Source organism: Pseudotenacibaculum sp. MALMAid0570 (genome assembly GCF_040151415.1).
Lineage (GTDB): Bacteria > Bacteroidota > Bacteroidia > Flavobacteriales > Flavobacteriaceae > Polaribacter.
The window spans coordinates 186,636-205,447 of sequence record NZ_JBDKWF010000048.1 but is presented as its reverse complement, the minus strand read 5'-3'; the positions used below and the strand labels follow the sequence as shown (position 1 = coordinate 205,447).

The window sequence follows — 18,812 nt, the reverse complement described above, 5'->3', positions numbered from 1 at the left end:
GGTATTAGTGAATAGTTTAAAGGGTATTAGTTTTTAAACATCAAAATCTACCACTACTTTTTCAGTAGTTGGAACTGCTTGACAGCTTAATACTAAGTTTTGTTTTACTTCGCTTTCTATTAAAGCGTAATTGATTTTCATTTCAACAGAACCTTCTACAACTTTACATTTACAAGTACTACACACACCTCCTTTGCAGGCAAAAGGCAAGTCGGCTCCAGCAGCTAAGGCTCCGTCTAAAATATTATCAAAATCATCATCCATTACAAAATGGAATTCTTTTCCTCCATCTATAATAGTTACTTCGGTTCCATCTACTTTTTGTTCTAGAACTTCAGCAATATGTTGGCTGTCTTTGTCCGAATCTCCAGAAAAGAACAACTCATAGTGAACTTTTTCTTTATCTAATCCTGCTTCAACTAAATGATCTCTAATCAAGAAAATCATTTCTTGTGGACCACAAATAAAGCAATCACTGGTGTCTTCAATATCGATAAATGTTTTTGTTAAAACGTTTAATTTTTGTGTATCAAATCGACCATTTAAAAAAGGAATATCTCTTTGTTCTTTGGTTAGAAAGTAAAACACTTGAAATCTTCCAAAGAACTGATTTTTAAGACGTTCGATTTCTTCTTTAAAGATAATTGATTTTACTGTTCTATTTAAGTAGAATAATTTAAATGTGCTTTTTGGCTCAGAAAGTAAATGTGTTTTTATAATAGAAAGCATGGGTGTGATTCCACTTCCTGCTGCAAAAGCAATATAGTTTTTTGAGGCACTCTTTTCTACTTCAACAAAGAAACTTCCTGAAGGTTCCATAATTTCTATTTCATCTCCAACTTTTAACGTATCATTGGCATAGCTTGAAAAAACACCTCCAGGTATTTTTTTCACTGCCACTTTCCATTTTTTCTCTAAAGGACTAGTGCAAAGAGAATACGAGCGACGGATATCTTCTCCGTTGATTATTTTCCTAAGAGTCAAATACTGACCTTGAATAAACTCAAAAGTTTTTTGTAAATGTTCTGGAATATCAAAAGTAATGGAAACGGTGTCTTTAGTCTCTTTTACTATTTCAGCTATTTTTACTTGGTGAAACTCGGCCATTAATGAATAGAATTGTTTTGTTTTTACTCCAAACTAACACTTGTTAGTTTTAATGTCAAAATTACAAAATTTATTTTAATGGTTTTGTATTCCGCTGATAAGAACTTGATTAAGATTTTTAGTTAATTCTTCTGCTGTAAGACCTTCTTTTTTGGGAATCCATAGATATAATGACCTTAAGGTAGAAAGTATAGAAAAGACTGTTATTTCTGCATTGGTGTTTATGATTTCACCTGTTTTAATGCCTTCTTTAATAATATTTCTAAAATTGTTTTCATAGCTGTTTCGAAGTTTTAAATAATATTCTAATTCTTCTTCTAAATGCATCCAATCATTATTTAAAGCCCCCATGCTATAAGGATTTTTATAGGCAATATCTACGTGAAGTGCCACAATCTTTTGAAGTTTTTCTATGCTAGTTTCTTTTGAGGAGCAAACAATTTGCATTTTATCTGTAAACTCTTCTGCAATAGATATTATGATAATTTTTAAAAGATCTTGTTTTGATTTGATATGATTGTATAGGCTAGCAGCTTTGATATCTAATGCTTTAGCAATATCCCTCATAGTAATTGCGCTATATCCTTTTTCTTTAAATAGTTTTGCTGCAACTCTTACTATTTCATCTTTCCTTTTTTCGTTTTTTGGAATTGCCTTTTTCATAAGGTTCTATTTTTACAAAGCTCTTTAAAATTGTTATATAAGAATCTAACATTATAATTCTTTTGTAAAGTAAGAAATAAAGTACCATTAAAAAAAGCCACTTTTAAAAAGTGACTTTTTGCATCAATAATAAGATTAAAATTCCCCCAAACTTTAACTATTACTTTCTAATTTACTTTATGATGATACAAAGGAATAGGTAAGAGAATCGATTTACAACTTTTGTTCGTTGAATGGGAGAATTAGAGTTTAAAAATGAATTTTTTTAAAATTGAATGAAATAAGTTGCGTGAAATCCGAAAAATAAGTTACCGTCTCTAAAATTAAAGTTTCTTAAAGATCTAGTAATAAATGCATCTTCTACAAAATGTGGAGTATGAGTAAGTTTAAATTGAAGCATTAAGTCACTTAACTCCCAATTTACACCTAAGGCAAAAGGATTGTATGCATTTATAGATTGAATAGGATTTGCAACATAATAGTATTCACCAGCAATAGAAACATGTTTCCCAACTTTGTATCTGGCGCCAAAACCCATGGCAAAATGACTTTGATCGTCTCCTGGCCAAAAAACAGTATTTCTTTTGATATATGTTGGAGACAACTGAAATGAAAAATTTCGGGTAAACTTTCTTGCAATTAATAGTTGCGTTGTAAAAGCAAGTTTATCACTAAAGTTATTATTTGGAACCGCTATATATGCAGATCCGCTACTACTATTATAGGTGGCGGTTTGTAATAATGTGATGCTAATTTTATTACCTCCATTTTCTTGTTGTTGGAGTAAACGATATTTGAAAAACGTATCGTAAATATTCCCTACTGAAGAGAAACCAACACCAAATGTTAATCGATTAGACAAACCATATTCTAAACCAAATCTTGCTGACATTCTATCTGCAACAAATGAATTACTCTGTGTTGCAGGTGTGTTCCAATATCTAGTCATCGCAGAGATCTCAAGTACATTTTTCTTCCTTGTTTCTACAGAATGTCCTAAGAGGATTCGGGTAGCCTTAAACGTAGCAATTGTGTAAAAAGGTTTTGTAGAAGTCTCTTTATCGAGAATATCTAAGAGTGAATCTTGTGCTTGAGAGTTTTCAACGAAACCAATACAAATAAAAAATGCGATGATGTTGATTTTAGTTCTCATAAGGTTCGAATTGGAAGTTAAATGAAACTTGAATCTTTTTGGCAATATTTGCAGATAATACTTTGGGGACCTTTATGTTGTGGTCTTTAATGCTTACCTCAAGATTACCATCAATTTTATAGAAATTGTTTTCTTTAACAATATTTACTTTCACTTCAATGGGTTTTTTTACATCTTTTAAAGTAAAATCTCCTTTTACAATTCTTGTTTGTTGTTTTTCGTTAGGTGAGAAGTCGATGATTTTCCCTTGAAGAATTGCATGAGGATATAAATCAGATTCTATATAACTTTCGTTAAAATGCTCATACATTAAAGATTTTTTGAATTCAAAAGCACGCATTAAAACTCGCACAACAATGTTGCCATTACTAGAGTCTAAAACACCTTGAGCAGTAGTGTTTGTTGCTTGAATATTTTCAACGGGAGTGTAAGAGAAAAAAGTGATTTTTCCTTGCCGTTCAATAAATTTCTCTTCTTTTTTAGTAATGGAGCTAAAACAGATGACTAAAAAAAATAGAAGTAATTTTTTATTCATAGATTGTTTTGGTCAATAATGATGCAATTTAATAATATTGCGTCTAATAAGACACCTTTAAAGACTCCTTTTAAAACAATAGTTTCACCGGGAGATAGATTTACAATATTTGAATTTTGATCGTTTTGCATTTTACACAGAACATAACGATCTTTTTGATGACTAGTTAATAATAATGTGTATACACCTTCAGTTAGCGTCATTTTTTTCAAAACACCTTTTACTTCAATTGCTTTGTCTACAAAGTTTTTAATATTAGAATGATTAACACTATCAAAAAGAGACACAAATTCTGTTGAAGTTAACTTAGCATGTGTGTCAATAAATCTAGTATTTGGAGTTGTTTTATTTGCGTAAATAAGTACCATCATCATTGCTGTAATAATGATGATGGTAGAAATAAATCCAGATTTTTTAAGAAGCTTCTTCAACTCAAATAAAGAATTTTCATTTGTATACAATTGTAAAAGTAGAATACTTACTACTTATAAGCTTCATTTTTAATAGAAAAACAAGTTGAAAAGGAAAATTTAAAGTTAAAAAGGAGCTGAAAAGGTTTAGAGTTATGCGTTTTGACAATCAAAATTGTATTTTCGTGTGTAAGAATCATTTACAAACACCAACCACGTGAAAAATTACAGATATTATATTTACACTGTAGTTACGCTTTTTATTTTTTCTGTTTTAGCTACTTTTCTAGGATTTCCATACATCTCTAAAATTCAGGGTGTTCAGCTTTTAGAGAATGAGATTGTTGCTGCTCAGCAACAAGCAAAACAGATTTCCATGATGGCTGGAGGTGCTTATGAAAATCAACTAGATAAAAGTAAAATAGCAGAAAGTATTCATAAATCTATTGAAGGTACTGAAGACCACAACATTTTCTTATCTGTTATTGATTGGTCTAACAATATTATTAGCCATCCAGATATTACACTTGTTGGTAGTAAAAACATTGATGAAGGAAGTGCAAGAAATATGGAAACTGCACCTGTAGCTGATGATTTGTATGAATTGATTTTGACTTTTAAAAAATCTGAATCTGAACAAACAGAAATATTGTACACAACCGCTATAAAAAATACAGGTTGGATTGTGGTGGCCTATGTAAATATTTCAAAGGTGGTTGATCAACTAAATCAACAAAAAAATCAAATGTATTTGATTTTTTGTCTTATGATGCTAGTATTAACCATAGTTGTTTTGGGGATTGTAAGAATTATTACGGGATATTATGAAAATCAGTTAAGCCTCAAAAACCTAAAGTTAGAAGATGGTGTTTTAAACTTAACAAAACTGAATGACTCTCTAGAAAACTATCAAAAGAAGTTAAACGAAATAACATCTTTTAAGAACGCTGAGGCTCCTACAATTGAAACTGTAAAAGAAAAGGAAAAACAAAGAATTCTTACTTATGTAAGAAATGAACTCATGCCTGTGTCTACTGAAGATATTGGTTATATATATGTAGAAAATACAATTACGTATGTTGTTCAGAAAGACGGGAAGAGGTCTACAACTAGTGAAAGCTTAGATCAAATTTATTCTTATTTAGATGAGAAATCTTTCTTTAGGGCTAATAGACAAATTATTGTTGCTATCTCTGCAATTAATAAGATTATAAAATTTGGTAACAGCAAACTTAAAATACAAGTAGATCCGCCTTCGGAGATTGATATTATTATCGGAAAGAATAAAGCCGCAGCTTTTAAGCAATGGTTAGATTTATAAATAAAAAAAACCGCTTTTTAAAAGCGGTTTTTCCATCTTTAAACAAACCCTCGAGAAGTTACTCTCGAATTAACTTTACTGTTTTTGTTCCTAATTCTGTATTGATTTTAGCTAAGTAAATTCCACTTGCTAAAGATTCTACAGAAATGCTAGCTGTATCACTATTATAGTTTTGTGAAACAACTCTTTTTCCTAAAACATTGAATACTTCAATGGTTCTAATAGTGTTGTTAGGAACTGTTATTTTCCATTCTGTTGAAGAAGGATTTGGATATATTTTAGATTCAAATAAACTTTCGTCTTTTGTGCTTAATGTTGTGTTTTTGTGGAAATAAATATTATCTAAATAAATATCCACAGATGTTGAATTATCTGCTCTTGCTGCAGAAATAACAATTTGAGCAATTGCATTTCTAGAAAGATCCGCAGGAGCACTAGCTGCAACAAAATCAGCTAAAGCAACATCAAGAGATTGCCAAGATCCAGCTACAGCTGTTGGAATAGTTTGTATTGCACTTGTTTCACCAGCTCCATTACTGTGATTAGATAATTTAATACTTAAAGTTTGTCCCGGAAGTAAAGTGCCTGAGATATAGTAATCTAAGTGGAAGTGAGTAAAACTGGTAGCATCAAAAGGAGAAGATGCCGCAAAATCAATTCCTGCAAAGACTTGACCTGATTCAATGTCCATTAACTTAGTAGCATTAGAAGCTACAGTAACATCATTTATTCTTGCTGAAGAAGGTCCCCAGTCTGGTCCCCAGTTATCTACAGTAACATCTGAATATGCATCACTAAATATTGAAACAACATCAGCTGCAGTTCTTGCAGGAGGTGTTGGTGCTGCAACAGTTGGCGCGGCAGATATTGTAAAGTTAATCGTATAGTCTTGCATGGTAGTTCCATCAGGAGCTGTTACAGTTACAGTTGTTGTTCCAGGAACACTAGCAGCAGGTGAAACGGACACATTAGAAGAGCCTGATCCAGCTTGAGTCGCTGTTCCTGTTACTGTAGGAACTGCTGTAGTTCCGTTAGGCAACTCTACATTGTATGTATAATTAGTAGACACAAATCCAGCTACAGTGTTTCCGTCTACTTGTAAGTCACTTAACGTAGCGTCTGTTGTTGTGTTTGTAGGGTTTTTCCAGAAATAAATATTGTCTACATAGATGTCGAATGGTGTTGCATTTGCAGATCCATCAGAATTAAACTGTCCGTCAAATTTCAATTGAAAAACAGAGTCCCATATCATACCAGTAAAGTCTCCTTTTGCTAGATCTACACTATTCCAAGAACCTGGAGTGATTGGAACTTCTACAAGAAACTCACCAGTCCCAGTTCCATTATTAATTGGGCTAAATTTTACCATTCTACCAGTCACTGAAGCTGGCACAAATATGTCTATATGTATAAATTCCATAGCAGAAGCATCTTGTGTAGCTATTTCAGTTCCTTGATAGTTAAAGTTAGGATAAGCTATGATTAGATTACCTGTCCCTGGGTCATAAGAACTATTAACTTGTGTGTGTCCAGATTGCCCCCAGTTAGGATCAAAATTATTTACAGTAATATTTGTATATGCGTCACTAAAAATTGAGATAACATCACCAGCATTTCTAGTAGGTGGATCTGTAGCATTTGTAGTTGGAGCTTGCCCAAACGCAAATGCTGAAGTTAAGATTAAAAATAAAAGTGTAATTTTTTTCATATTGATATAATTTTAAAGTGTAATTTAAAAAGTTGATATTCAGGTAAATATAAAGTATTCGTTTTGAAGGTCATTCAAAAAGACCACAACAAAAAACATACAAGCTGTAAAGGTTGTGAATTTTGAATAATATTTCATAATTAACTGATTAATAGATTGTTAAACATATTTTAATCGAAAAAATCATAGTTTTTTAACATCAATGTTGTGGTAAAGTATAGTTATTTTTACCACAACAAAACTGGTTTTAGAATTTTAATTGTTCGTTTTTATCCCAAATTCCCCAAAAAGCTCCTACATCTCCTTCATCTCCTACTTTCCATGATTCATCAAAAGAAGAGAAGTAAAATATTTCAATATCTTCTTCTTTAGACCATCTTTGTGTATTGATAAAATATTTCATGGCATTTTCTTCAGAAGGAAAAGCTCCTTCCAAATTTGTTCCTTGACTTGGCCAACCCGTTTCAGAGATGATTACTCTTTTTCCATTTCCTGCACGCAACGCTCTGTTGTACATATCTTTCATGTATAACAATGAATAATCCTGATCACAACCTTCCCAAAAAGGGTAACAGTTGGCTAAGATTATATCACAGGCTTCAGTGATTGCAGGTCGCTCTGTAAATTCATAATATGCATCTACATAGCCAACAGGAATCTCGTCTGGAATTTCTTTTTTTGCTCTGTATATGAAATCTAATAGTTCTTCTTCGTTAAGATCACCACGATACATGACTTCATTTCCAACAGCAGCGATATCTACAAAGCCTTGTTTTGAAAGCTCAACTAATCCTTGAACTTCTTTTTCATTAACCTCTGGATCATCTCCCAACCATGCTCCGACAAGTGTTTTCATGCCCATTTCTTTGGCAATCTTTGGAATGAGTTCATTTCCTTCTGTACAGGAAAAAGAACGAATCCACTTTGTATAGGGTTTCATAATTTTTAGCCTCCTCCTCACTTGTTCTTCTGTTAATTGATCGCCTGGTTCTTGACCTTCTTGATATGGGCTAGAACACAAACCATGCATTCCAGATTTAAGAACTTCTCTAAATAACTGCTTTAGTTCATCTAAAGATTTATTTGAATAATCAATATTAGCTAGTGCTAAAAATTTTTCTTCTCTTATTGACATAATTAAATTAAGTTGATTGAAATAGTTTTATAATTCTCCTCTACGTTTTACTAGTATTTCTTTAATCTCTTTTGCTCTGGTTTCGCTTAAGTTATATTTCCACATGACCCAAACCGCTAAAGCAGCTGTAGCAGCAGGAACAACAATATCGGCAATTCTAAGGTTATTCATTGTTTCTACAGATTGCTCAGATACATTTGGATCAAACCCAACTATACTTAAAATAACCCCTCCTAAAACTAACGCTATTGATTGTCCTATTTTTACCATTAACCAATAAATAGCCCCAAAGGTTCCTTCTTTACGAGGCATTCCGTTTTCTAATTCATCTAAATCACAAACATCAGCAGTCATACTCATCATTAAGGTAAATAAGCCTCCCATTCCAAAAGCAAATAAAGGAATAGGTAAAAATATCAACCATGGGATTTCACTTCCAGGTTCTATACTGAACCAAGACATTCCAATATTATCAAGCACAGGGTTTAATGATTCAAAAATAGAGCCAACACCAGAATTTAAGCTTTGAGCTAAATTGGTGTCGTTGAATTTTTCATTCAGTTCTTTATCAAATCCCCACCATTTTAATATGTAACCTATAATTGACAATATTGTAGAAATTATAAAGGCTTTCTTTTTTCCCCATTTATTAGCCATTCTTGAAATAATTGGAATCACTATAAATGCAGTTATCATTGCATTTATTGTATTGAACCATGCAGGCCAAGTACCTGCTAATTCATAACTGCCGTTGTACATATAAAAAACAATGATGAAAACCCCAAAAGCAGCTACTAATTGAAACCCATTAAAGACTAAAAACGTAGCTCCACATAGTTTCATAAAAGGCTTGTTTTTTGAAACTTGAACAATGCCTTTCCAGAGCTCTTTCAGATTAGAACCTAAAGTCTTTAGATTTATTTTTTGTCTATTTTCCATATTTGCAGAATCTATTCCTCTACAGAAAATAGCTGGTAAAATTCCAAAAACTATACACATTGCACCTACAATAAGTGCCATAGTACGAACACCTTCCGTTTGTGTATTAAATGTATCTGTATCTGGAATAATTACGTACAGCCAAGGTACAATCATCCAAGCAATTTGCCCCATAGTGTTTGAAAAAGCCATTAACCTTGTTCGTTCATTATAATCTGAGGTCATTTCATATCCCAATCCAACTAAAGGGGTAGCAAACATAGTATTACCAATTAGAAAAAGTAACTGTATTACCATAACATGCCAAATGATGTAAGATTGTGAAGCATTATCATCAAGTTGCCACATTAAAAAGAAAAGAATACCACTTATAATTGCTCCAACAAATATGTAAGGCCTCCTACGCCCCCATTTTGATTTGGTGTTGTCAGAAATGAATCCCATAATAGGATCGGTAATAGAATCAAATATTCGAGGTAATCCTCCCAAAAGACCTGCCCATAAAGGGTCTATACCCCAAGCTGTTAGAAGGAAAAACTGGATAAAAACACCAAGAGTACCAGGCAAGATATTTAATATAAAGTGCCCAGCACCAAATGCTGCTTTTTGCCCAATAGGAACTCTATCTTTAGCTGCGGTTTTAATTTTTGACATAACTATAGGTTTTTATTAGTTGATCATGATTGTTTGAATAGCCTGAGCACTGATAGATATTTTCTTGCTTTTGTCTCCTAGAGAGAGATCAAAGCTCTTTGCTATTTCTCCTTGATTGAATACTACAACAGCAATACTGCCATCAGGGTTTTTTGCTGCAGTTACCATCAGATCGTCATCAGAGTTATCTACATGAATGACTTCTGCTTGAGGTCTTATATATTTACTAAAATGTACCATCGTGTAATAGATGGGAGTATAGTATACTTCGTCTTTTTCTGGGTCTACAATAACTGGAGCAACACACCAGTTTTTAAACCAGTTTGGCCCACCTTGGGTATCTAAAACCATGTTCCAATCTACCCAACCATCTACCCAGTTATTTAAGCAACCAATAATATCTCTTGCATAACGATTTACAGGAGAATATTTAGGATGTAAGTGCTTGTCTTCTGGTCTGGCCCAGTCCCAACCCCAATCGGTTGCTTCTTTTCTCCAATACCAGTCGTCGTCTTTCCATTTTGGAACCTCTGAGTCTACACAACCTTCAGTTTCAATTAGGTATTTATTTGGTGCTTTTTTGTGTGCGTATTGTAAGGCTTCTGGAAAGAAATCATAAGTACTTTCATACCAATGAATAGCTGTACCATCAAAGTATTTAGATGAGTTTTCATCTCGGTACATTTCATCTACCCATTCTTTTAAACCAGCTCTGTTTTGATCATATCCTAAGATAATTTTATCGCCATATCCATCAGATTCTAATTTTGGTCCTAAGTGAAACTCAACAAAATCAGTCATTTCTTTTGGTGAGAAATGCATGCTTTCCCAGTTGTTTCCGTTTCCGTGAGGTTCGTTTTCAACAGTAAATCCCCAAATATCAATACCTTCTTTTTTATAGGCATCTAAATATTTAGAGAAGAAAAGCGCCCATGTATCATAATACTCAGGTAATAATTTACCACCAACCCAACTATTATTATCTTTCATCCAAGGAGCTGCAGACCAAGGTGAAGCAAAAATTTTAAAGCCATCTTCTGAAGCTGCCATAGCATCTTTAATCATTGGGATTAAGTCGTCCAAGTCTTCTTTGATGGTGAAGTGTTTTAATTCTTTATCTCCTTCAACAGGTGTATACGAATAGTTGGTTAGAGAAAAGTCACATGAATTCATGTGTGTTCTCGTTAATGAATAGTTAGCTCCATCTTTACTGAAGTATGCTTGAATGATGTTATCACGATTTTCTTTGCTTAACTTGTTTAATAGATAAGCTGAAGATTCTGTAAAAGCACCACCAAAACCTGAAATGGTTTGATATTTTTTTTCAGGGTTTAACACAATGCTTGCAGCATTTTCTGAAGGTGTAAATTCTGAAATGGGCGTTAGACTATGTCCACTTCTAGAAGTTTCAACAACAGTTACATCTAATGATGATTGATTTTTAGTACAAGCTGCAATTGTAATGAGTATCAGCATAAATAAACTAAATTTTCTAACGAGTTTCATAATTTGAATTTTAATGTGTTAAGGATACTTCCTTTTTCTCAGGAGGTGTTAATACACCAATCATTAAAGAATCTTTGTTTCCATTAAACGTTTTGGTGATTGGGTTCCCGTTTCTTTTAAGTCCTTTAAAAGTTCCTTTGTCAACTTCTTTCCAGAGAGCAAATTTTGCTTTTCCATCTACTGTGATTAAACCGAAATGATTCTCAGAACCTTCAGAGTTGTGAGCATCTTTCCAAGGCTCATCAAAAGCTTCAAAATAGAAGCATGAAATACCAGCTTCATTAGTCCATTCTCTTAAATGATTATAGTAAGCTGCTTCTTTGTATTCGTCTGTTGCTCTTGATCCTGTTGGACCATATAGTCCATTTGAAACAGTAGCCCAACCTGTTTCTCCAATATGAACAGGTTTGTTAACCCCTAAGCTTTTCATATAGTCTGAGACAGCGTTGTATTGATTCATGGCAAATTTCTTTGCACGTAACATGGCTGTATCTATTTTTTCTTGATTGGTAAGATCTTTGTCTTCTTCAGGAGATTGCCAGAACTCTGGATTATAATGTGAGTTGTGGTATGCATAGGTATGCATAGAAATGTAATCAACGGCTTTAATTAAATCTTCAAGATCTTTTACATGATAGCTTTTGTCACCACCGCCCCAAGAAGAGAAATCGTCTGAACTTGTTATCCAAAGGTCTTTCGGAAGCTTTCCTTCTTTTTTTAAGTTTTGTAAATGATTCACCCATTTTAAAATAACTCTTGGTTGAACATAGTAACTAGCGGCCCATTTAACCATTGCTTCGTTTCCAACGGCAATTATTTTTACGATATCAGGGTATTCATTTGCCAAGGCTACAGCTCTTGCAATCTCTCCTTCGTTTTGCTCGCTTTCTGCTTCATGATCAGGAGCTTGATTGGTCCATGCATTTTTACAATCTATCCAAGCACCTAACATTACATACATCTCAAAAGTTGAATCTTCAGCTTTTAATTCAGTAATGGCTTTTAGCAAATTTGAAGCTTGAGCTAATTGAACATTGTATGTACGTAACACTTTAATGTTTAGTGCTTGAAGAATTTTCATGTCTTCTTTTAACTCCGCTATTGTTGGTTGAAAATCTCTAGAAGTTTTTCTATACCCACCATAAGAAATGGCTTGATATTCTGGATTTCCTAATATATCTTTCGCTGTCACTTGACTTCTTTCTTTAGTTTTAGTACTATCACAAGACCACATGAATATTGAACTGATAAATGCTAATAAATAAACTTTCTGTTTCATGGGTTTGTACGTTTTTATTTTAATTGACTTTTTTCTATATAAGCAATGATTTGATTTACTTTTCCTGTTCTTTGGAATATTAAATCACTGGTTTCATTATCAATTTCTAAAGAGTTATATTTTTTAACACTTCCATCAGTGAAATGAATTTCTAATCCATTTCTTTCAGCTATTTGATAAATAATAGGAACCTGACAGTAAGTAAACCCTAAAGAATTGTTTTTTAATTGAATTGATTTGTCTTTTCCAGCTAAGCCTATGTAGTTAAATGTCTTTTCGTTTTTGATGAATTCATTCTTTCTTAATAAGCAAGGATAAAAACATAGTTTTCCTTTTTTCACAAAAATTCCTAATTCACCAAAACGAGATAAGATGTCCTCTTTTACCTGACCAGTCATACCGGGCTGTTGAGCTCCTTTTCCTGCAGGAGTATGAGAATAAGGATCTGTTGGGAAAGCTCCGTATAATGAAGGAGATTTATGAACTCCTATTCCTTCATTAATTTCATAAAAATGTTCTAAAAGATGACCTACAGTGATCTCGTTTTCTCCATTGTTAACAGCTTGAACCGAACATTCTTGTACTGCTAATAATAGTTTAGAAACCATATGCCAATAAATAGACCCTAATCCTTCATAGCCATAGAAAGTACCTGATCTTCCAGTAAACTCTTTATGATTAAAGACTTCCTCAAAAATGTCTAAAACTTTTTTCTTATCAGAGGTAATTAAGTCGCTATATTTTTCATGAAGGCTGTTTAATTCTTGAGAAAGGTCTTCGGCATTTCTAAAGCTTCCATTAAAGTGGAACTCTCCATTGATATCCTTTTGAACAATTCTGGTATTTCCATCATCCAATAACTTTGATAATAAGGTGGATGATAAAACAGCATCCTCAGAAATAGTATTTCGATCTAAGAACCCTTTTAATTCTTTGTATGGATATAGTAAATAGCTGTATTGATCAGGCCTGAATAATTTGCTGGCTTTCATTGCATTTAATACGTCAAGCACTTGTTGAGATGACAAGTAACCTGAACTTAATGCAGCTACCTGACCTTCTAACATTTCATATAAGTAAGAAATGGAAATAGAATTATCGTCATTAACTGTCATTAAATTGTATGCGTGGTATAAATTATCTTCACGCTTGTTAGCATCAATAGAGTGTTCTAAGAAAGCTTTACTTAAGTCTACATATTTCTTTAAGTCTTCTGTAGAAAGTGTGTCTTTTCTTCCTGTAAATGCGTGGTTGTATACTTGTTCTCTAAAATGGCTTCCTGCTTGTCCAAGAGAATCTAAGATTCGTTTTTTATTAACGTCATTAATAGCTCCTTCTAATAAACTTTTATTGCTTTCGAAAGTGTTTAAAACTTTATGGAAGAATTCTAATACTTCATTTGAAACCTCAACATCTGAAGTGTTGTTTTCAGCTAATACTTCTTGAAAGAAATTAAAGAATCTACGCAAGTAATAAAGAGTTACCATAGAAACACCATTTCCTACTAAGGCGTTGTTGGCATCGTTCCATTCTGGACGCTGTGTATTCATCCAGATTCCTCCTTCAGGAATAAAGTTGGATAGTTTTGCTAATGAAGTTGCTAAGATCTTCTCAATGAAATTTACTTTTACGATAAACCTGTTTTCATCTCTTAATAATGCTCCGTCTGCACCTAATTCTTCGCGTTCTCTTCTAATTTTTGCATCTAAATCTTCATCAAAGACAATAGTGTCTTTAGGATTTTCTAATAAATCTTGGTAGGGTTTAATTCTATAAGGAACGTTTGCATAAACAAACAAATCTTTAGTAAAGAAACTTTCTAATTTTCCTGGCTTATGATCGTGAATAAACTCTAAGAATTTTAATAGATAGATGATTTGGTGATCTCCCCAATATCCAATATATGACCAAGGGTCATCTGGCTCAATAGTTTCCCAATCAAAACCACCTTTAGTAACACGATAAGGATTATATCCATCAAAAGTTGTCGCGTTTAAGAACTTATGAATCATGCTCTCGATATACTCAGGATAAGAGTGAGCTAAAGCTTCCCAATTTTGGAAAATATCTCTCCAGTTTCCTTCATAGTCTAAAATTTTAGAGCCGTCGATTTCACTTCTAGTATTGATTGAAAATTTATTCCAAGGCCTACTAGGATCTCCGTGCCTACGACTAAACTTTAAAGGCATATACTCTAAACACAAGCGTCTGAAGTTTCTATCTTCACTTTGAGACGCAATCTCCTTTAACTTTTCTAAAGTAAAAACATCAGGAAGATTTCTTAAAATACTTTCAGATTTACGAGCTACTTTTTTGTTCGCATTAGATAAGTATTTTTCAAAATCCCATTTTTCAATATTATAGTTATCGTCAAAGATTCCACCTCTCATGATGTTGAAAAGCGTGTTAGAATAATGACGTGTATCTCTTTGATTGTCTGCAGAGCATTGCAGCCCATCTGAGGCAGCATTTAATTTTATTAATCTTTGTGTACCTAAAGAGATATCTTGATTAACTTTTTCTTCAACAGCATTGTCTTCTCTGATGTGTTTTGATAAAGCAGCAATGTCTGAATGGTTGTAATTTACATTGGCAAGAATCATCCATTCTTTCGAATCATTAGAGGAAAGTGTAATTTCAGAGCTTACAAAGTATGCGCCTTTTTCTGCTTTTACATCTACTTCTTGCTGAACAGATTGTCCTTTTCTAAAATTTCTAACTTGTAATGAAGAAAGTAGGTGAGTTGGATTGTCTAAACCTAATGACCAAGCAACATTTGCGGTTAAAGCTTCACTAGCTTCAGCCTTGTCTACAAGAATAGCGCTTAATGCATAAATTCCTAAACCAGATGATACCTCTAGTTCATTACGTTTATATGCATCAACCAAATTACTTGAACGATTTTGTAAATCACTTCCCACATTAGCAGGAACGATATTTTGGATTCCGTCTAACAACTCAACAGTTACCGGGTTATCGGAAGTATTGATGAGTTTTGATTTTTTAATAAAACCATATTTATTACTAGAATTCCATTGATATCTGAAAACTAACTCTAGATCATGATTGATTTCCTCAAAGATGATTTTATTACCATACTTATTCTTGTATAGATTTTGAGTTGTAGAATAGCTGCCTAAAGATCTAATTGCTAAAGGCTCCCACATATGTTCTTGGTTATTCTTATGAACTTTAAAAATAGATTTGCTTCCAGTAATATCTGCAGATTCAGTTATTTTATCATCTGTGTAATATGGAAATAGAGCATATTCAGAATTTTTTCTTCCAGCTGTTAAACCGCCATTGCTTGAAACAAACATCCAGTGATTAGAGTCGCTCACAATGCTCATAAAGAAAGGACGCATTTGATCGCTATTTGAAATCTTATAAAACAACTCATTGTCAATTTTTAATGACTTCAAAGAGATTTCTTTATCCATATTTTCTATATCTTTCATTAATATCGTATCGCTTATCATTTTACTATACCTTAGTTAGTAATCGTGTTCTTAAAACTTAGTTATTGTTTTCTAGGAAGTGATCAAATCGATTTAGAATCGACTTGATCTATTGTTCCCTAGTTATTGATTTTATTAGTTTTTGTTTTATTCGTATGAGTAGACTCTTACATAGTCTACGTACATGGTTTGCGGAAATACTGTATTTGCCGAAGGGTTTCCGGAGAAAGCTCCACCTACAGCTACATTTAATATGATGTAGAAAGGCTTGTCGTTATATACCCATTCACCAGTAACATCTTCTGGAGTAATCTGATTGTATAGTACGTCATCTACATAATAGTTAATGTAATTAGGACCCCATTCTATTCCAAAGACATGGAAATCAGTATCAAATCTTCCGTTTGGTAATTCGTAGCTTTTTGTTATTGCATTTCCAGCAGAATACCCTGGTCCGTGTACAGAACCATGAGTAATAGTTGGCTCTGAACCACGATTTTCCATGATATCTATCTCGCCATTCTGAGGCCAAACAACAGTGCCATTATTATCATCTCCTAGCAACCAAAATGCAGGCCATAAACCTTGCCCCCAAGGCAATTTAATTCTGGCTTCAAAACGACCATAAGACTGTTGAAATAATCCTTTTGTTAAAATTCTAGCGGATGTATAATTAGAACCTTGAAATTGTTCTCTAACAGCTGTAATTTTTAGCATTCCGTTTTCAACAACAACATTTTCAGGTCTATCTGTATAATATTGCAGCTCATTGTTTCCCCAACCAGGAATTCCTTGTGCAGTTCCATCTCCAATTTCGTAGGTCCAGTTTGCTGAATCTGGAGCTCCATCTGTATCAAAGTTGTCTTGCCATGTTAAATTGGTAAAGTTTGTCACAGTCTGAGTTTCATTTGTTTCACAGCTAAAAAGAACTAGAATCATTAGCGCGAAACTATACTTAGAAACTGTTTTTATTTTATTTATGTTTTTCATAATCTTAATTCTTAAAATTTGCATTCCTATTAGTTGTGGAAATACATATTATCTATAAATACATCGGTAACTTCAAAAGGTTGACCAACTAAAATGTATTGAGCAATATTTGCTGTTGAGGTTAATCCTGTAAAGTCACTTAAAGGAATATCTAAACTCACCCATTCTCCTTGAGCAGGAGCAGTAATAACAATTTCATGTTCAGAGTCATCACCACCTCCAAAGGCACCGTCTGGACCAAAGTCAACTAATTTTATGTTGAATGATGTAAAATCTGGAGACCAGACGTCTAAATGGAAATGTGTCATTGATGAAGCATCTACTGTAGCTGAAGTTGTCTCAATACCCACAAATCCAAGGTTTTCGTATTTCTTCACATCATCACCAGCAACAACATCATCTGTTAAAACAGTTGCAGCAGCTGACCAAGGAGTTCTAAATGTATCTACAGTTACGTTAGTATAAGCATTGCTAAATAATGAAACAACATTAGCAGCAGGATGCGTAGGAGTAGGAGCTGCTACTGTTGGAGTTGTAGGAACTTCATAGAAATAAATATTATCTAGATAAAAATTGGTAAGATTGGTTCCTAAGTTTTCATAGATAATCAACCCTAAATTGTTTTTATTTGCTAAAGCTAATGGGATGTCTACACTCACCCAAGTATCACCTTGTAGTGTTGATGTAGTTAAAGTAGTTTCTAAATTAGTATCATCACCACCACCATCAGCACCATCAGCACCAAAATCTCTAATTGTAATTTTTAATTGTGCTCCAGGATCAATTGTACCTGGAACAAAAACATCAAAGTGAGCATGTGTCATAGAAGATCCGTTTACTGTTGGATTGCTAAAACTAGTTCCCACAAAATTGAAGTTTGTATAGTTTAATACATCATCTCCGTTTACAGAGAAGTCTTCAGATCCAGTAGTTTGAAAAGGTGCCCAATAACCATTGTAATAATCAACAGGAACATTAGTGTAGGCATTACTAAAGATTGAAATTACATTAGCTGCATCTCTCGTAGGAGTTGGAGCAGGAGTAAAGTTTCCTAAAGATTGTAGTGTTAATGAACCAGCAGCATCAATTCCATTTAAAGAAGCTGTTATTGTAGTTGTTCCTCCACCAACAATAGAAATTTGACCAAGCTCATCTACTGTTGCAACAGAAGTATCAGAAGAAGTAAAAGTAAAATAGCTTGGAGCTGCATTTACTGTTATATCTTGACCATTTCCTAAATTGAAGGTTTGAGCAAGTCCATCTACACTTAATGATCCACCAATAAAACTTTGAGCATTAACATCATTTCCGTTATAGATAGCTGGTCTTGGTTGCGCAACGTTTCCTAATTTTTCGAATTTGATTTCATCAAACCATAATACATATCCGAAACCTCCTGTAGCTTGTGTTCCTGCAGCATACCAGAATACACCTCTTTCTTCTATTAGTTTTGAAGCATCTGGTATTGGAATAACATATTTTGTCCAGTTGGTTCCAACACTTAAATTACTAGCTGAAACTTGATATTTGTTTTCGAAAAAATCCTGACCAAATCCAACAGCATCTAGAGTTACTCCTTGAGAAGCTTTTGCATAAAAAGTAATTGCATCATAACCTGATAAATCTCTACCAGCACCATCAATTCTTAAAATTGCACCTGCATAATTTCCTGTTGGGTCATTTGCGTTTGGCACATCCACACGATAGGAAGCAGAGCTTTCAAATCCTTCGTTATTATCAACTGAGAAAGCATCTAGTTTAGAGTCTGCAAAAGGAAGATAAAAATTGCTTCCTAAACCTACTGGAGCATCTGTAAACACTTCTGCAGTAGTTGCAAACGTTGCTAATACAACGTCATCTGAAAGATCTCGTTCACAGCTTACTAATGTCATCACCACCAACGCCAAAGGAAGGTAGATCTTTGCTTGAATATATTTTACTGTTTTCATTTCTT

14 protein-coding genes are annotated in these 18,812 nt (G+C 33.4%); 1 reads left to right on the top strand and 13 read right to left on the bottom strand.

From position 1 onward, the window contains the following. Nucleotides 1–33 precede the first annotated feature (33 nt). The 5 genes from paaE to AAON49_RS09080 form a co-directional block, all read right to left on the bottom strand. Complete coding sequence (paaE, locus tag AAON49_RS09100) at nucleotides 34–1,107, bottom strand: 1,2-phenylacetyl-CoA epoxidase subunit PaaE (protein WP_349554205.1); 1,074 nt, start codon at nucleotides 1,105–1,107, stop codon at nucleotides 34–36. Nucleotides 1,108–1,182: 75 nt separating this feature from the next. Continuing rightward, nucleotides 1,183–1,770 (bottom strand): TetR/AcrR family transcriptional regulator, encoded by a 588-nt coding sequence (locus tag AAON49_RS09095; protein WP_349554204.1) that lies wholly within the window; start codon nucleotides 1,768–1,770, stop codon nucleotides 1,183–1,185. Nucleotides 1,771–2,035: 265 nt separating this feature from the next. Further along, on the bottom strand, nucleotides 2,036–2,923 hold the full coding sequence (locus tag AAON49_RS09090) for a DUF5777 family beta-barrel protein (RefSeq protein ID WP_349554203.1): 888 nt from the start codon (nucleotides 2,921–2,923) through the stop codon (nucleotides 2,036–2,038). Continuing rightward, nucleotides 2,913–3,458 (bottom strand): YceI family protein, encoded by a 546-nt coding sequence (locus tag AAON49_RS09085; RefSeq protein WP_349554202.1) that lies wholly within the window; start codon nucleotides 3,456–3,458, stop codon nucleotides 2,913–2,915. Before AAON49_RS09085 ends, AAON49_RS09090 begins: the two co-directional genes overlap by 11 nt. Continuing rightward, nucleotides 3,455–3,889, bottom strand: coding sequence for an OB-fold protein (locus tag AAON49_RS09080; RefSeq protein ID WP_349554201.1), 435 nt, complete (start codon nucleotides 3,887–3,889; stop codon nucleotides 3,455–3,457). The genes AAON49_RS09085 and AAON49_RS09080 overlap by 4 nt, the downstream gene beginning before the upstream one ends. Before the next feature lie 196 nt (nucleotides 3,890–4,085). Here AAON49_RS09080 and AAON49_RS09075 point away from each other — a divergent pair, with 196 nt between their 5' ends. Then, nucleotides 4,086–5,189: a LytTR family transcriptional regulator DNA-binding domain-containing protein gene (locus AAON49_RS09075; protein ID WP_349554200.1), complete on the top strand. Its 1,104-nt coding sequence runs from the start codon at nucleotides 4,086–4,088 to the stop codon at nucleotides 5,187–5,189. Between the two features lie 58 nt (nucleotides 5,190–5,247). Here the strand turns inward: AAON49_RS09075 and AAON49_RS09070 are convergent, their stop codons facing one another. From AAON49_RS09070 to AAON49_RS09035, 8 genes are all read right to left on the bottom strand, one after another. Next, a complete protein-coding gene (locus tag AAON49_RS09070; RefSeq protein WP_349554199.1) occupies nucleotides 5,248–6,897 on the bottom strand; it encodes a T9SS type A sorting domain-containing protein in 1,650 nt (549 codons plus the stop codon). A 247-nt stretch (nucleotides 6,898–7,144) separates the two neighbouring features. Then, entirely contained in the window at nucleotides 7,145–8,032 is an 888-nt protein-coding gene (locus AAON49_RS09065) for a glycoside hydrolase family 17 protein (RefSeq protein WP_349554198.1), read from the bottom strand. Nucleotides 8,033–8,059: 27 nt separating this feature from the next. Next, on the bottom strand, nucleotides 8,060–9,625 hold the full coding sequence (locus AAON49_RS09060) for an MFS transporter (RefSeq protein WP_349554197.1): 1,566 nt from the start codon (nucleotides 9,623–9,625) through the stop codon (nucleotides 8,060–8,062). 15 nt (nucleotides 9,626–9,640) lie between these two features. Then, complete coding sequence (locus AAON49_RS09055) at nucleotides 9,641–11,101, bottom strand: glycoside hydrolase family 30 protein (protein WP_502942953.1); 1,461 nt, start codon at nucleotides 11,099–11,101, stop codon at nucleotides 9,641–9,643. Between the two features lie 40 nt (nucleotides 11,102–11,141). Continuing rightward, nucleotides 11,142–12,410: a glycoside hydrolase family 17 protein gene (locus tag AAON49_RS09050; RefSeq protein ID WP_349554195.1), complete on the bottom strand. Its 1,269-nt coding sequence runs from the start codon at nucleotides 12,408–12,410 to the stop codon at nucleotides 11,142–11,144. Nucleotides 12,411–12,424: 14 nt separating this feature from the next. Beyond that, a complete protein-coding gene (locus AAON49_RS09045) occupies nucleotides 12,425–15,889 on the bottom strand; it encodes a 1,3-beta-D-glucan phosphorylase, GH149 family (RefSeq protein WP_502942939.1) in 3,465 nt (1,154 codons plus the stop codon). 126 nt (nucleotides 15,890–16,015) lie between these two features. Next, nucleotides 16,016–16,858 (bottom strand): glycoside hydrolase family 16 protein, encoded by an 843-nt coding sequence (locus AAON49_RS09040; protein WP_349554193.1) that lies wholly within the window; start codon nucleotides 16,856–16,858, stop codon nucleotides 16,016–16,018. A 29-nt stretch (nucleotides 16,859–16,887) separates the two neighbouring features. Further along, on the bottom strand, nucleotides 16,888–18,807 hold the full coding sequence (locus AAON49_RS09035) for an immunoglobulin-like domain-containing protein (RefSeq protein WP_349554192.1): 1,920 nt from the start codon (nucleotides 18,805–18,807) through the stop codon (nucleotides 16,888–16,890). Nucleotides 18,808–18,812: the final 5 nt, after the last annotated feature.